Origin of the sequence: Aquimarina discodermiae, assembly GCF_040786235.1 — a bacterium.
In the GTDB taxonomy this organism is placed as follows: Bacteria; Bacteroidota; Bacteroidia; order Flavobacteriales; family Flavobacteriaceae; genus Aquimarina.
On sequence record NZ_JBFMKP010000030.1, the window covers coordinates 16,182 to 31,334 of the forward strand.

General features: G+C 30.7%; 13 protein-coding genes and 1 tRNA gene. 7 read left to right on the forward strand and 7 right to left on the reverse strand.

What is annotated here, in order from left to right:
• Nucleotides 1-21: 21 nt before the first annotated feature.
• The gene (locus ABW636_RS18000; protein WP_367591461.1) at nt 22-1,554 is read right to left on the reverse strand and encodes a S1C family serine protease; all 1,533 of its coding nucleotides are present in this window, start codon (nt 1,552-1,554) and stop codon (nt 22-24) included.
• 384 nt (nt 1,555-1,938) lie between these two features.
• Here ABW636_RS18000 and ABW636_RS18005 point away from each other — a divergent pair, with 384 nt between their 5' ends.
• The gene (locus ABW636_RS18005) at nt 1,939-2,883 is read left to right on the forward strand and encodes an SPFH domain-containing protein (protein WP_367591462.1); all 945 of its coding nucleotides are present in this window, start codon (nt 1,939-1,941) and stop codon (nt 2,881-2,883) included.
• 249 nt (nt 2,884-3,132) lie between these two features.
• The gene (locus tag ABW636_RS18010; RefSeq protein ID WP_367591463.1) at nt 3,133-3,642 is read left to right on the forward strand and encodes a hypothetical protein; all 510 of its coding nucleotides are present in this window, start codon (nt 3,133-3,135) and stop codon (nt 3,640-3,642) included.
• A 59-nt stretch (nt 3,643-3,701) separates the two neighbouring features.
• On the opposite strand, the gene ABW636_RS18015 is transcribed toward ABW636_RS18010, so the two are convergent.
• Nucleotides 3,702-5,741: a glutamine--tRNA ligase/YqeY domain fusion protein gene (locus tag ABW636_RS18015; RefSeq protein ID WP_367591464.1), complete on the reverse strand. Its 2,040-nt coding sequence runs from the start codon at nt 5,739-5,741 to the stop codon at nt 3,702-3,704.
• Between the two features lie 161 nt (nt 5,742-5,902).
• On the opposite strand from ABW636_RS18015, the gene folB reads away from it, so the two are divergent.
• Together folB and ABW636_RS18025 are read left to right on the forward strand one after the other, a co-directional pair.
• Nucleotides 5,903-6,259 carry a dihydroneopterin aldolase gene (gene folB, locus ABW636_RS18020; RefSeq protein WP_367591465.1) on the forward strand — a complete coding sequence of 119 codons (357 nt, stop codon included), beginning with the start codon at nt 5,903-5,905 and terminating at the stop codon, nt 6,257-6,259.
• Between the two features lie 86 nt (nt 6,260-6,345).
• A tRNA-Cys gene (locus tag ABW636_RS18025) sits at nt 6,346-6,416 on the forward strand.
• 48 nt (nt 6,417-6,464) lie between these two features.
• On the opposite strand, the gene ABW636_RS18030 is transcribed toward ABW636_RS18025, so the two are convergent.
• From ABW636_RS18030 to rnr, 3 genes are all read right to left on the reverse strand, one after another.
• Nucleotides 6,465-7,166, reverse strand: a complete 702-nt coding sequence (locus ABW636_RS18030) for a LysE family translocator (protein WP_367591466.1) — start codon at nt 7,164-7,166, stop codon at nt 6,465-6,467.
• Nucleotides 7,167-7,249: 83 nt separating this feature from the next.
• Complete coding sequence (locus ABW636_RS18035) at nt 7,250-7,924, reverse strand: head GIN domain-containing protein (RefSeq protein ID WP_367591467.1); 675 nt, start codon at nt 7,922-7,924, stop codon at nt 7,250-7,252.
• An 84-nt stretch (nt 7,925-8,008) separates the two neighbouring features.
• Nucleotides 8,009-10,207, reverse strand: a complete 2,199-nt coding sequence (gene rnr, locus ABW636_RS18040) for a ribonuclease R (protein WP_367591468.1) — start codon at nt 10,205-10,207, stop codon at nt 8,009-8,011.
• Nucleotides 10,208-11,198: 991 nt separating this feature from the next.
• On the opposite strand from rnr, the gene rpiB reads away from it, so the two are divergent.
• The 3 genes from rpiB (at nt 11,199) to ABW636_RS18055 (ending at nt 12,971) form a co-directional block, all read left to right on the forward strand.
• The gene (gene rpiB, locus ABW636_RS18045) at nt 11,199-11,633 is read left to right on the forward strand and encodes a ribose 5-phosphate isomerase B (protein WP_367591469.1); all 435 of its coding nucleotides are present in this window, start codon (nt 11,199-11,201) and stop codon (nt 11,631-11,633) included.
• 51 nt (nt 11,634-11,684) lie between these two features.
• Nucleotides 11,685-12,131, forward strand: a complete 447-nt coding sequence (locus ABW636_RS18050) for a GNAT family N-acetyltransferase (RefSeq protein WP_367591470.1) — start codon at nt 11,685-11,687, stop codon at nt 12,129-12,131.
• A 669-nt stretch (nt 12,132-12,800) separates the two neighbouring features.
• Nucleotides 12,801-12,971, forward strand: coding sequence for a hypothetical protein (locus tag ABW636_RS18055; protein ID WP_367591471.1), 171 nt, complete (start codon nt 12,801-12,803; stop codon nt 12,969-12,971).
• Between the two features lie 90 nt (nt 12,972-13,061).
• On the opposite strand, the gene ABW636_RS18060 is transcribed toward ABW636_RS18055, so the two are convergent.
• Both ABW636_RS18060 and rnpA read right to left on the reverse strand, forming a co-directional pair.
• On the reverse strand, nt 13,062-14,684 hold the full coding sequence (locus ABW636_RS18060) for a S41 family peptidase (protein WP_367591472.1): 1,623 nt from the start codon (nt 14,682-14,684) through the stop codon (nt 13,062-13,064).
• Between the two features lie 46 nt (nt 14,685-14,730).
• Complete coding sequence (gene rnpA, locus ABW636_RS18065; protein WP_367591473.1) at nt 14,731-15,108, reverse strand: ribonuclease P protein component; 378 nt, start codon at nt 15,106-15,108, stop codon at nt 14,731-14,733.
• Nucleotides 15,109-15,153: the final 45 nt, after the last annotated feature.

Below are 15,153 nucleotides of genomic sequence, written 5' to 3' on the forward strand. Positions count from 1 at the left end.
TTTTATAATTTATTAAATCATTTAATAATTAAGAAAAAGGAATTTTTGTACATCTACCGCAGGAATTGCAAAAGCTAATCCTTCTACTCCAAAACCAAAAACCTTTGAGTTTACTATACCTATCAATTCACCTTTTTTATTTACTAATGCACCACCACTATTACCAGAGTTTATACTAGCATCTGTTTGAATATAATTGGTGTTCTTTTTAGGTGTACGCAGACCAGAAACAATTCCCTTACTAAGTGTTTGACCTAAATCAATATTACTAGGAGTTCCTATTGCATATACGTCTTGACCTATTGAATAGTTTTTTGAAGATGGAAGTGTATAAATTTTATCAAAACTTTTTTCAACCTTAAGAAGAGCCAAATCCATAGCTACATTTTTTCTAACGATTTTTGCTTCTAACTTCACACCATCCTGTGTAATTATATAGATATTTTTATTATCACCAGATACTACATGAAAATTAGTAAGAATATACCCATCATTGCTAATTACACAACCGCTTCCATGTCCTTTGTCTACTTTTATTGTTACCGTAGCATTTATAGCTTCCTCCAAAGATTTATTACTCCCATTATTATTAAGTGTTATAAACTCAAGCTTTTCATCCTTTTCTGTACCCAATTCCAATATTTCCTTTACATCATCATTACCAAGTAATCTAAAAAAAGAAGCTTTAAGCATATCCTCCATACATACTCTTAATATATCCTTTCCGTTAAAGCTATAAGAGAATTGTCCAGATTTAGACTCTACCTTAGTTTTATATAAAGATTGGTCATATAAATCAAAAATTTCCCATTCAATCTCTGATTTACCAACCACGAAACTTTTAGTCGATCTTGCAGCCTGTTCGTACACTTCCTCAAAGCTTATTTCGGTAACCTTTGCGCTTATATAAGCAGAGTTAATCCTACTTTTAAAAATAGTTTCTGTAGTATCAAAATAATTATTAGCCAGTAATATCTCGTTAAGTGCGCTATTAAAAATAGAGTTATCAAAATCCAAATCTTCATCAGAAGTAATTACAGATTTATACTTACTTATATTCTTCTCATACCTTCTCTTTTTAATTCTTTTAAATTCTAAATCTTCTTTCTCTACATCAAAAGCAGTATTCTTAAGAAATAAATATTTCATATTATCAGTTCTTGATAATATTTTTACAGGTTTTTCTTCAATTGTAAGCTTCCTAGCGTAATCAAAACTTTTTGGTCCAAAATCCAAAAACGGAGGATAAAAAAGCACTCCAAAAGGAACCCATGACATAATATACAATGGAGATTTTCTATCTTGATAATGAGTAGAATAAACTGTTTTATAGCCCTCCCTTTCAATCTTTACTTGTTTTACACTTTGGTTTCTTTCCATTTTTGTTTTGACACTACTACCCTTACCTTGTAATTTATCATTAACATAAACCTTACAATCGTCTGATACAGTAAAAACCGTAACTTTTTGCATCTTCGAGTTAAGAGTAGATGCACAGTTTGTAAATAGTAATGGAATAAATACCAAAAACAGTTTTAAAATAATTTTTTTCATAATTGACTGATTAAAAATTAGTCGGCAAATATATATAAAATAATTATCGATCAGTAACATGTATATTACACGATCTCTCCTATAACAACAAAAGTTAATTGTAACAGAATTACGTGTTTATCTACTAACTAAAGTAAATACTTTAATTACAAAAAATAGTATAGAGTACTTAAAGCGATTAAATAACTGGTTAATAGAAAAACTAAGGCAAAAAATGGAAGAAAATCTAAATAGTCATGCAAAACAAGGTTGGAGTTTAGAATCTATAAATATGACAGACAGTACATATACCGCATTTATAACATTATCTAAATAAAACTAGATACTATTTAATTTATTAGTACTTTCAAACATCACTAAATTATAACTTTCAAAACAATAACTATGAGTTTATATCTAATACCTTTTATAATCTTCGGTTTTATCATTCTATTATCTGGGATATTTACCGTAAAACAGCAAACTTCTGCCGTCGTGGAACGTTTTGGTAAATTTTTAAGTATTCGTAATTCTGGACTACATTTTAAAATACCCGTTTTTGACCGTATATCAGGACGAATAAATTTAAAAATTCAACAGTTAGATGTACTTGTTGAAACGAAAACAAAAGATGATGTATTTGTTCGCCTTAAGATTTCAGTTCAATTTCAGGTTATCAAAAGCAAAGTATATGACGCTTTTTATAAGTTAGAAAATCCGCACGATCAAATTACATCTTATGTATTTGACGTAGTTCGTGCCGAAGTTCCTAAAATGAAATTAGACGATGTATTCGAACGTAAAGATGACATTGCTATCGCAGTAAAACAAGAACTTAATGAAGCAATGGTTAACTATGGCTACGATATCATTAAAACACTTGTAACCGATATCGATCCAGATTTACAAGTAAAAGAAGCTATGAACAGGATTAATGCAGCAGAACGAGAAAAAGTTGCAGCAGAATATGAAGCAGAAGCAGAAAGAATTAAGATTGTAGCAAAAGCACGTGCAGAAGCAGAAAGTAAAAGATTACAAGGACAAGGTATCGCAGATCAACGTCGTGAAATTGCAAGAGGACTAGAAGAAAGTGTGGATGTTTTAAACAATGTTGGTATTAATTCTCAAGAAGCTTCTGCCCTAATTGTAGTAACACAACATTACGATACTTTACAATCCATCGGTGAAGAAACAAACAGTAATTTAATTCTATTACCAAATTCTCCACAAGCAGGAAGTGATATGCTAAATAATATGATTGCATCTTTTACAGCTTCTAATCAAATAGGTGAAGAAATGAAAAGACAAAATGCAAAAAAAGGAATCGGTAAAAAACCAGATACCAATTAAAAATCTAAAAAAATTCAAAAGTAACCCGATGCTGTCCTGGTATTCGGGTTATTTTTTTGAAAAACCAATTTAATGAGATTTAACAAACTTTAAATCACACATAGATAATATCACATTATCACTTTTTTATTCTTTCTTAAAACGTTTTATATAAATCCATTTATAATAATAAAAATCAATCATTATACAGATTTAATAATAAAAATTTATAGTTATAAAATTAGTATCTTTGTAAGAAAAACTTCCCAAATGAAAACTTACGTACTAATTTTTCTGTTGATCACAGGAAATGTATTTAGTCAAAAAATCGACACTTTAAAAAAAGAAGCTCTTCGTGATGCTAAAGCAACCACACAAGCCTCGTTGGATAAAGATCCTAATGTTTTAGTAAAATATACACATCCAAAAATTATAAAAAAATTTGGTAAGGACCAGATGGTTGATACCATGAAGGATATTTTTAGAACCATGACTGCTCAAAAAATAAAGATAGTCAGTTCTGAAGTAAATGAAGTTACAGAAATAAAAAAAGAAAATAAAGAATATCGCTGTCTTATAAAAACCACAGTCCAGATGGATTTTAATGGTAGACAGATAACCATTAAAAGTTCATTGTTTGGATTTTATGATAAGAAGAAATCGCAATGGTATTTTGTAGAATCGAATAAGCTTTTGAACGATCCGGAAACACAAGCCTTATTTCCGAAATTCAAAACTGAAATACAAATACCCGAAGACGAGCATATCTCTGAAAATTAAACTTTTAAGAACATTATAAAAAAGACCCCAAAGGTTTCGAAACCTTTGGGGTCTTTTTCTTATATATTGTATTTTGAAGCAATTTCTTTGGCTTCTAACTGTAATAATTCATTCTTATCCTCAGATGCTTTTATAATAAAATCTTGCGCTAACTGATCGGGTTGAAGCCCTTTATTTTCTAAAACCGTATCTAGAGCAATTGCAGTGGCAATACGTGTTCCCGCCTTTTTTACTGCAGTTTCATATAGTGGTATTAGTTCTTCTATATCTATTTGTAAAGCAGCCTCTTTAATCTTATTTTTTAAGACTTCTCTTTTCTCCTCTGGCAAATTGGTATACTTCTTACCTGCTCTCTTTATTTCATCTATTGGTAATACTGTATGTTGTTTTTGTGCTGGTTTTTGAGCGTTTTGCTGAGGAGATTTAGGTTTTACCTTTGCCCAGGTATCTCTTAATCCCACTGTTTTATTAAAAACCAAATCATCAGGTTTGCTATCATCATCGACATTAAAATAACCTAATCTCTGAAACTGAAATTGATCTAATTTTGATGCTTCTTTTAAGCTTGGTTCAACATATCCAGTAATAACTTTCAAAGAATTAGGATTTAAGAATTCCATAAAGTCTTTGTCTTTATGACCACCAGGTGCTTCATCACTAAACAATCGATCATATATTCTTACTTTGGCAGGAATAGCGTGAGCTACAGAAACCCAATGTAATGTACCTTTTACATTACGTTTAGATGCTGAAGTACCACTACCCGATTTACTCTTTGGGTCATAAGTACATCGTATTTCTGTAATCCTACCAGAATCATCCTTAATGACCTCCTCACCTTTAATAATATAAGCGTTTTTAAGACGTACTTCTTTACCTAATGTTAATCTGAAGTACTTCTGCCCTGCATCCTCCTTAAAATCCTCTCGTTCTATGTATAATTCACCAGAAAAAGGAACATTTCTAGTACCAGAAGACGCATCCTCTGGATTATTTTCTGATTCTAACCACTCTTCTTCACCTTTTGGATAATTAGTAATTACTAATTTTACAGGATCTAACACTGCCATTACTCTTGGGGCAATTTTATTAAGATCTTCTCTCACACAAAACTCTAATAACGAAACATCAATAACATTTTCGCGCTTTGCTACCCCCACGGTTTCAACAAATTTTCGAATAGAATTTGGAGTATAACCACGTCTTCTTAATCCCGAAATTGTGGGCATTCTAGGATCATCCCATCCTGTTACCACCTTCTCTTCTACCAGCTTTAACAATTTACGCTTACTCATAATTGTATAGCTCAAGTTAAGTCTGGCAAATTCTCGCTGTTTAGGCCTTATATTATCAGTATATATTTGATCTAAAAACCAATCGTATAACTTTCTATGTGGTTTAAACTCTAATGAACATAAAGAATGTGAAATATTCTCTATATAATCACTCTCTCCATGTGTCCAGTCATACATAGGATAAATACACCAAGTATCCCCAGTTCTATGATGTGATTTTTTCAAAATTCTATACATCAAAGGATCACGCATCAACATATTTGGATCAGCCATATCGATTTTGGCTCGTACCACATGTTCTCCTTCATCAAAAACACCATCTTTCATCTTTTTAAAAAGATCCAGATTTTCTTCTACAGAACGATTTCTAAAAGGGCTATTTTGACCTGCTTCTGTAGTCGTTCCTTTTTGTTCTGCAATAGCTTCTGCAGATTGAGAGTCTACATATGCTTTTCCTTCTTTAATTAATTGAATAGTCCAATTATATAACTGTTCAAAATAATCAGAAGAATAACATTCACGATCCCATTGATATCCTAACCAGGCAATATCATTTTTAATAGCATCTACATACTCCTGCTCCTCTTTTGCCGGGTTTGTATCATCAAAACGTAAATTAACTGGTGCTTGATATGCAAGCCCTAATCCAAAACTAATCCCGATAGCCTTAGTATGACCAATATGTAAGTATCCATTTGGTTCTGGTGGGAAACGAAAACGTAAATTTTCTTTACTCATTCCATTTTCGAGATCCTCTTCTATAATATGCTCAATAAAATTGAGCGGTTTCTTTTCTTCTGACATTTTAAAGTAATAAAACACAAAACTACTAAATTTCTAATGGGGACTAACAACAGTATATCATCTTTAAGACAATTTTTTAACAGAACTAAAAACTCAATAAAAAAGCTATATCAACTCTGTATTGGTTGATAAAGATTCTTTTTACCTTTGCAAAAAAAAATGTGGGAATAATAAAATTAAAAAACATCAAGATTTATGCCTATCATGGCTGTCTTGTGGAGGAAAAAAAAATAGGTTCTGACTACCGAGTTGATCTAAAAATTCAAGCAGACTTATCGCAATCTGCTGCTTCTGATATATTATCAGAAACTGTTGATTATGTTCATCTTAATCATATTGTAAAAGAAGAAATGGCCATACGATCAAAATTACTAGAACATGTTGCAGAACGTATTTTGGTTAGAATTCTAGATGAATTACCTTTGGTAGATAAAGTAATTGTCGATGTTTCAAAAATAAATCCTCCTATTGGTGGAAATGTTGAGATGGTGACTATTTCCCGAAGTAAAAAACGTTAATTTTATTGCAATAAAATGTAAGAATTGTACTTTATTATAAGAAGTAATCATAATTTTTTTTACATTTGCCAACCAATATAATAATTGGTGTCGTGGCCGAGTGGCTAGGCAGTGGTCTGCAACACCATCTACAGCGGTTCGAATCCGCTCGACACCTCAAAAAATCCTGTACTCATTGTGCAGGATTTTTTATTTACAAAACTGTTTATTTGTTATTGTACTTGGTTTCTGGAGCTATTCTATCGATTCTATCCTGTATTCGTTGCTCCATTGTATCTGGTAAAACACCTTTCAGAATAAAGAAAATGCCAAAAATAATCATCATTACACTAATAATCCTTTTGGTTAAATAAGTTCTTCTAGGCGTCAGTTTTTTCTTTAACCTTTTTGCTAGTAACATTTTAAAAACATCTACTATCAAATACGTTGCTAAAACCACAGAAAAAAAATACAAAATTCTATTTGTATTCATATCTAATTGAGGTCCAATTACAATAATAATACTCAACCAAAATCCAAGTACTCCTATATTGATAAAATTGAGTAAAAAACCTTTAATAAACAACATTATATAATTATGTTTATTAATGACTTCGACAGAAGTATCCCTAAGTTTATTATAATTTTTTTTTTCTTTTATAAAAGAAATGACACCATAGGTAGCTAATAACATTCCTCCAAAAATAAATAGTGCAGGGTCATCTTTTATTTTTTCTAAAATTTTATTGGTACTAAAATATGCGATTAGAATAAATACTATATCAGCAAAAATCACACCCATATCTACTGCAAGAGCAGCTCTAAAACCTTTAATAGCAGCTGTTTCTAACAGTACAAAAAAAACCGGACCTATTAAAAAAGCTAATAAAAGACCTAATGGTATCGCTGCCTGCGCATCTTGAAGCATAGTGTCAGTAAGATTTAAGACAAAGTTAAAAAACTAATACCAATTCAGCTATTAATTAAATATGAAGTTCTATTTTTATTAAATCAGTTAATTTCTAAAATTTTACCACCCAAAAGTTTTTGAGAATCTATTTCTTTTGGATTTCCATAAATCTTTATGGTTCCTCCTGCATTTGTATTGGCTTTTACATACTTCTTGGCATGTACTTCTGCGATTCCTCCTGCACTTACTTTTACCTGTGTTATTAAGGTTTTTAGTGGTTTGGCATAATACTGTCCTCCAGATGTAATTATCGCCTCTTGTTCTTCTGCTTTACCATGCACTTCTATCTCTCCTCCTGTAATCGTTTTGGTATATAAAAAACCAGTTTCTATTTGTGCTAATATACTACCTCCTTCTTGTGCTCTTAGATCTAAATGATCTGCAAAAAGAACATCCTTTGCTTCTACTCTCGCTCCTTCATTAACATCAATCTTATGGATATTTGTATAATAGACAACAACCTTTGTATTATTAGTATCCCAAAGGTTATTTAACGACATTCTAATTTTAAGTAAATTTCCATTTTGTACTACCACTACTTCTCTTCTCTTAATACCGGTAATTTTTACTTCATTTTTATCAGATTTGATCAAAGTTAGTTGTATTTTATCAAATACCTTCAACTCTGTAAAACTACCAATATCTTTAAGAATCTCCTGTTGTGACTGAGCGCAAATTGTGGTCAATAATGCAAAAAGAAATATTATTTTTTTCATCCTATATTTTAAATTAAACTACTAAAATCCTTTATGTTTTGGATTAAAAGGAAAGCTTATAAAATAAACGACATATTTACATATTTATTCCATCTCATCCTTACTACCCAGTAAGATAAAATCAAGATGGCGTTTTACAAGATCTGCGTTTTTCACTTTTACATACACTTCATCACCTAATTGGTATATTTTTTTGGTACGTTCACCAACTACAGCATATTCATCCTGATCAAATATATAGTGATCATCATCAAGGTCTTTAAGTCGAATCATGCCTTCGCATTTATTATCAATAATTTCGACATAAATTCCCCATTCGGTAACGCCAGAAATAACTCCTAAAAAATGATCATTTTCATGATCCTTCATGAATTTTATCTGCATGTATTTGATAGAATCTCTTTCTGCACTTGCAGCTAGACCTTCCATATTACTACTATGATTACATCTCTCTTCATACTCTTCTTCACCAACAGATTTTCCTTTATCCAGATAATGTTGTAACAAACGGTGTGCCATAACATCAGGGTACCTTCGTATAGGAGAAGTAAAATGTGAATAATACTCGAATGCTAATCCATAATGTCCTATGTTATGTGTTGTATACTCTGCTTTACTCATACTGCGTATGGCAAGAGTATCTACCAGGTTTTGTTCTTTTTTACCTTGTACATCTTTTAATAATCCATTTAAGGATTTGGTGGTAGTGCTACGATCTCTAAGATCCAGTTTATATCCAAATCGACCAATTATATTTTGTAATGCAGCCAATTTCTCATCGTTTGGTTCGTCATGTACTCGATAAACGAAGGTTTTTTTAGGAGCTTGCTTTCCGATGAATTCTGCCACTTTTTTATTAGCAAGCAACATGAACTCCTCAATAAGCTTATTAGCATCCTTAGAAGTCTTAAAAAACACTCCTACCGGCTCGCTATTTTTATTTAAAGCAAACTTCACTTCTACTTTATCAAAAGATATTGCTCCCTGCCCCATTCTCTTTGTGCGCATAATTTTTGCAAGTTCATCTAATTTAAGAACTGCTTCTGCTACACTTGTATCTGCTTTATAAGTTTCTCCTGTCAAAGAAATATCAGCAGGTATCTCATTTTCTTTGGTTTCTATGATATGCTGTGCCTCTTCATATGCAAATCGAGCATCAGAGTAAGTCACTGTTCTACCAAACCATTGATTTTTTATTTCCGCTTTATCATTCAACTCAAACACAGCAGAAAACGTATACTTCTCTTCATGAGGTCTTAAGGAACAAGCATTATTAGATAATACCTCTGGTAGCATAGGTACTACTCTATCTACCAGATACACTGATGTTGCTCTTTCATAAGCTTCATCATCCAAAATTGTTCCTGGTTTGACATAGTGAGATACATCTGCAATATGAATTCCTATTTCATAATTTCCATTTTCTAAAACCTGAAACGATAAGGCATCATCAAAATCTTTAGCATCTTTAGGATCAATAGTAAACGTAAGTGTTTTTCTCATATCTCTCCGCTTATCAATTTCAGATTGTTGGATAGATGTATCTAGTTGATCTGCATAAGCTTCTACTTCTTCAGGAAACTCATAAGGTAAACCGTATTGTGCTAATATGGCATGAATTTCGGTATTGTGCTCACCAGGTTTTCCCAGAACTTTTAACACTCTACCAAATGGAGATTCTGCATTATCGGGCCAATCCTCTACTTTTACAAGGACCTTATCCCCGTGTTCTGCAGACGCTATTTTATTTTTAGGAATGAAAATATCGGTATACATTCTAGTATCCTGGATATTTACAAAAGCATAATTTTTCTGAATTTCTATTACTCCTACAAATTCATCCTTTTTACGTGAAATAATCCTCGATATTTCACCTTCACTTTTCCCTCTACGCTTTCTTCGGTATATGTATACTTCTACTTCATCACCATGTAATGATTTGTTTAGGTTGTTTGCCGGAATAAAAATATCATCATCAAGATCTTCTACAACTACATATCCTGTACCTTTCGAAGTTATTTCTAAAATGCCTGTATACGTATTAATATTTGGGACGAGTCTAAATTTACCTCTTTCTACTTCTTCTATTTGTTTTTTAGCGGCTAGTTGTGCTAATTTCTTAATAATCTGATTCCTACTACTAGCATCATTGACTCCAAACTTTGCAGCAATCTGTTTGTAATTGAAACTTTTAGAAGATTCTGCTTTTAATATTTTAAGTATTCCTTGGGTTATATTCTCTATTTTTGGAGATTTTTTTCTTCTACCTCTCTTTCTTCTCATTAAATATCTGTTCTATATTTATGCTAAAAGTACTGTTTATCTTTTAACATTTAAGGTTTTAGTTTTAAACTTTCATTAACTAATAGATATACGGAAATATATAGTTATCTAAAAATCAATTGATAAGATCATTTTTTTTACACGTATTCGTGTTCTACGAATAGTATATGCTACTTTAATATACAAAATAATAGATTGAATCACAGTTTTTTACTTAATTTATTCTGAAACCAACCTTCTAAAGTACTACTATTTCACGATCAAAAATTTCTAAACCTCACAAAGAACTTTTTAAATACTTCTCAAACTCTAAACAAAAAGAAAAAAGAATTCATTTAACTAATTCGATTTTAAAACAGTTCTTAACATATAGTATTATATATTCTTTTTTCTTTTTAAATTTTAAAATAAATATTGATGATTATTATATAGTGTGAATAGCGGTATAACTTTTTTGAATTTTATTAGGATTTTAAGTTACATCAAATTTCTAGAAACATATGAACAGGATATTAAATATGTAAACTCTTGAAAATGTTCTAAAAATAGATTTTAATTAACAATTGTTGATAGTTATTAAACACATATTATTTTTGATATTATTCTAAAAAAAGTGGAGTTCATAACATGAATTTAATGTTTAAAAACTTCGCCAAAAAAACTAGAGTTATAATTTTGATTTTTGATGATACTGCTTGTATTCTAATAATATTTAAGATTACCAAAAATACTTTCTCAATTTTAGTAACTATTTATTCACTTTCAATGTTAACAGAAGGTAAGGAGTTATTAACATTGGGGTAACATTTACTTAAATTATTGACTTTTCGGAGTTTACTTGTTTAGGATTAAATTATCTTTGCAATGCTAAATGAAATTAAAATAAACGGATAAAATCGACATAATTAAAATAATTATTCAGTTGTATGTTTACTGATTATTTTAATCGTCGAAGATTCTATCTGACCCCTAAAACAATAAAATTAAACAGATGAAAATAGCTATTGGAAACGATCACGCAGGAACAGATTATAAACTTGCCATTAAGACATTTTTAGAGTCTGAAGGAATTGAAGTTATTAATTATGGTACAAATGAAAATTCTAGTGTCGATTATCCGGATTTTGTACATCCAGTGGCAAAAGATGTAGACACCAGCAAAGTTACTTACGGAATTTTAATTTGCGGTAGTGGAAATGGTGTTGCTATGACTGCAAACAAATATGCTAATGTACGTGCTGGGCTTTGTTGGACAAAAGAAATTACAGAATTAACTCGTTTACATAATAATGCAAATATTATTTGTGTTCCTGCTAGATTTACATCCTTACCGCAGGCCGTAGAGATGATAAAAACATTTTTGGCAACAGAATTTGAAGGTGGAAGACACCAAAATCGAGTAGACAAAATACCAATGTGTTTATAATCGAATAAATTGAAGATTATTTAGCATTATTGATTGTACAAGGTTAATACTATGAAGCTTACTTTTGAAGTTAAACGCTTTAAAGAACTTTCTGCGTTAGAGTTATATAAAATTCTGCGCTTACGCGCAGAGGTATTTATAATAGAACAAAATTGCATTTATCAAGATATAGACGACAAGGATCAAAAAGCACTACATGTTATAGGGTATAAAAATGAAGAAATAGTAGCATATACCAGACTTTTTGATGCGGGTCAATATTTTGAAAACCCTAGTATAGGTAGGGTAGTAGTATCACAAGAGGAAAGAAAATATGGCTACGGACATGATCTTATAAAAGCAAGTATCCATGCTATTGATACACATTATAAGGATCATAAAATAAAAATTTCTGCGCAAAAATATTTGAAAAAATTCTACCAGTCACATGGTTTTGAACAAGTAGGAGAGGAGTACCTCGAAGATGGAATACCTCATATAGGGATGATACGAATATAAATTATTCCTCATTTTTTATATTGATTATTCCAGAGTTGCTTTATAAAAAATGAGGGATCTATTAATTAGATTATGAGAAACAGAATGTTGAAATTCTTTGACATAAGTACCTATAGGAGATTTTAAAATTTAGCTTTATAAAACAATTAAATGCTTCTGTGAGCTATGACCTTTCCAAAAACAACAACAATTTGTAAATTAGGCTAACTACGCTCTATTTTTTTGCCATTCTACCTCTAGTTTTGCTTCTAAAGTATTACAAAATTAATAGGTTTTTGGATTTTATGATCAAACAAATAGAATTATTAATCTAATGAAACGATATACAATTTATACAAATACAACTACTTCTTTTAACAAGAACCTTGTTATAATTTGAGATAGAAAACAGGAATATACCTTCATAAAGCTTCTAATTTAGAAGCTTTCTTCACTACACTTAGGTTAAAAAAAGCTTAAAAAAACTGCTGTCTTTTCTCAACACCAAAAAATGAGACTACGATGTTCTACTATTGACATGTAATAAGATTGATACAGAGATTATCTTATATAAATCAAGTTAGAAAGCATATGTTTTTCTATTTGAGGTAACAATATACATGTATAGACATAAACCCAGAGTGTCTTTAAATGTTCAGGGGGAAGAATTAAATTAAATTTTTATTTATTATGTTAGAACAAATTTCAAAATTGGGAAAAACCTTAAACAGGTCAGAGTTAAGAACAGTTAGTGGAGGTACTTATATGCCATATAGACCAGGAAACAGTATCGATCAGGATAAATGTCATCAAGGTGAATGTCCGGATAGAGATAAGGATCGTAAAAACGGTGATGCATAATAAAAAAGAACATCGATCATTTCAAAATTTGATCGATGTTCTGTACTAAAGAAAAAAGAGGGTGTTTAAGATATATTTTTAAACACCTTTTTACTTTAGAATACCTTTATATTTATTTAAACTACCAAGTATTTCTTTACTTTTTGCCACTTCGGGATTGTGCGTTACATAGTAATCGTATAACCCTTCTCTATAGAAATAACGTTTAATAATTTCGTCGGTAAGCAGGTTTACAATTTCTGCTTTGTAGGTGTCTAGTGCAGCTTGCTTAGATTTATTTAGAGAGGCTATAAGCGTATTATAAGTCGATGAGATGTCATTGTCTAGTTTTTCTCTTTTAGCAGTTTCTAAGGCCTTTTTAAACGATTTTTCGGTTTCAGTTTCAAAATTAAACTCTTTTTGATTGACAAACTTTTTAAAATCTTCATAATCGGCATCTGTAAATTTAAAATCACCAGAGTTTTTTAATTGATGCGAATAGAAATATTTTGTTCCGTATTCGAAAATGACATTTGATTTTAACAGGGCAGTAGTAATCTTACTAAATTTTGATGTTTCTAATTCGATATCTGGCTGTATACCCCCACCATCATATACTGTTCTTCCGTTTTTAGTTTTAAAAGCTTTAAAATCTTGTTTATCGATACGTACCGCTTTATTGTTTTTATCTCTATTCCAGTAGTCCAACGCTTGTATACATCGACCGCTAGGGGTATAATATCTTGAAATTGTAATTTTTAATTGTGTACCGTAAGTAAGCTTTTTAGGTCTTTGTACCAAACCTTTTCCAAAACTTCTTGCTCCTATAACCACACCTCTATCCAAATCCTGAATACTTCCAGATACAATTTCACTGGCAGAGGCACTCCTACCATTTACTAACACTACCAAAGGAATATCAATATCAATAGGTTCTTTTTTTGTAAAATATTCTTTGTTGTATTTTTTTACAATAGATTTTGTAGTAGTTATTAATTCTCCTTTAGGCACAAAAATATTTGTGACATTTATTGCCTCACTTAACAAGCCTCCTGGATTGCCTCTAAGATCTAGAATAATTTTATCTGCCCCTTCTGCTTTAAGGTTTTTTAAGGCATCAATAGTTTCGCTAGAAGCTTTACTATTAAATTTTGATAAAACAATGTATCCTGTATTATCATCTAATAATTTATAATAAGGAACTGCTTTTACTTCTATTTCTTCTCTGGTAAGCACAGTATTTTTAAGTTCTCCTTGTCTTTTATAGGTAATGTCGACACTTGTCCCACTAGCACCTTTTAATAGTTCACCTGCATCATCTTTAAAGTCTGCTACTTTTACATCGCCAATTTGTATAATTTCATCACCAGCTTTAAGTCCTGATTTATCGGCTGGGTATCCTTTATAAGGTTCAATAATGATAATTTTATCTTTTATAGTTCTTACCGAGGCACCAATGCCAGTATACTCTCCTGCATTTCTAATTTTTGAAGCTTCGACATCTTGCTCGTTCCAGTATTTTGTGTAAGGATCCAGATCATCTAACATAGCTTTTATAGCCGTATCCATAAGTTCTGCAGGATTCGTTTCGTCTACATAATTCATGTTTAATTCTTTAAACATGGTAGTGAAAATTTCTATTTGCTTTGCAATTTCAAAAAAATCAGATCTAAAACTTGCTGTTGATAGTAAAAGAATAACAGCAATTACGGGATATATAATTCTCTTTTTCATCGATATTTTTAATTATAACGAATTCATTACATTAAAAAATTCGTTCTTATTTTGAATTAACCTCCAATGAGATTAATTGTTGTAATATTTTTTTCATTTTAAATTCGATGCTTTTATAATTAGGCATCTCTTTACCTGCATATAAAAACATAAAATTATACTGAAATGTGGAGTTGGTAACAATATACTTATTTTTTCGATAACTTTCGCGCAGTAAACGCTTTATATGATTGCGGTCTACAGCGTTTTTAAAATTACGCTTACTTACAGATACCGCTGCTTTAGTAACTATTTTTCCTTCTCCTTCTGTTTTTTTATAGACCAATCTAATAGGGTATTTAGAAATTGACTTTCCCTCAGAAAAAAGTAGTTCAATTTCTTTCTTACTTTTTAATCGTTCTTTGTTATGTAAAGTGGCTTTCATTTAATTTACTTAATATCAAAAACTATTGTAGGTAGTAGTAAAAAC

Coding starts and splice junctions, on each gene's coding strand:
- ABW636_RS18000 (WP_367591461.1), bottom strand. CDS start 1,554: ATGAAAAAAATTATTTTAAAACTGTTTTTGGTATTTATTCCATTACTA.
- ABW636_RS18005 (WP_367591462.1), top strand. CDS start 1,939: ATGAGTTTATATCTAATACCTTTTATAATCTTCGGTTTTATCATTCTA.
- ABW636_RS18010 (WP_367591463.1), top strand. CDS start 3,133: ATGAAAACTTACGTACTAATTTTTCTGTTGATCACAGGAAATGTATTT.
- ABW636_RS18015 (WP_367591464.1), bottom strand. CDS start 5,741: ATGTCAGAAGAAAAGAAACCGCTCAATTTTATTGAGCATATTATAGAA.
- ABW636_RS18030 (WP_367591466.1), bottom strand. CDS start 7,166: ATGCTTCAAGATGCGCAGGCAGCGATACCATTAGGTCTTTTATTAGCT.
- ABW636_RS18035 (WP_367591467.1), bottom strand. CDS start 7,924: ATGAAAAAAATAATATTTCTTTTTGCATTATTGACCACAATTTGCGCT.
- rnr (WP_367591468.1), bottom strand. CDS start 10,207: ATGAGAAGAAAGAGAGGTAGAAGAAAAAAATCTCCAAAAATAGAGAAT.
- rpiB (WP_367591469.1), top strand. CDS start 11,199: ATGAAAATAGCTATTGGAAACGATCACGCAGGAACAGATTATAAACTT.
- ABW636_RS18050 (WP_367591470.1), top strand. CDS start 11,685: ATGAAGCTTACTTTTGAAGTTAAACGCTTTAAAGAACTTTCTGCGTTA.
- ABW636_RS18055 (WP_367591471.1), top strand. CDS start 12,801: ATGTTAGAACAAATTTCAAAATTGGGAAAAACCTTAAACAGGTCAGAG.
- ABW636_RS18060 (WP_367591472.1), bottom strand. CDS start 14,684: ATGAAAAAGAGAATTATATATCCCGTAATTGCTGTTATTCTTTTACTA.
- rnpA (WP_367591473.1), bottom strand. CDS start 15,108: ATGAAAGCCACTTTACATAACAAAGAACGATTAAAAAGTAAGAAAGAA.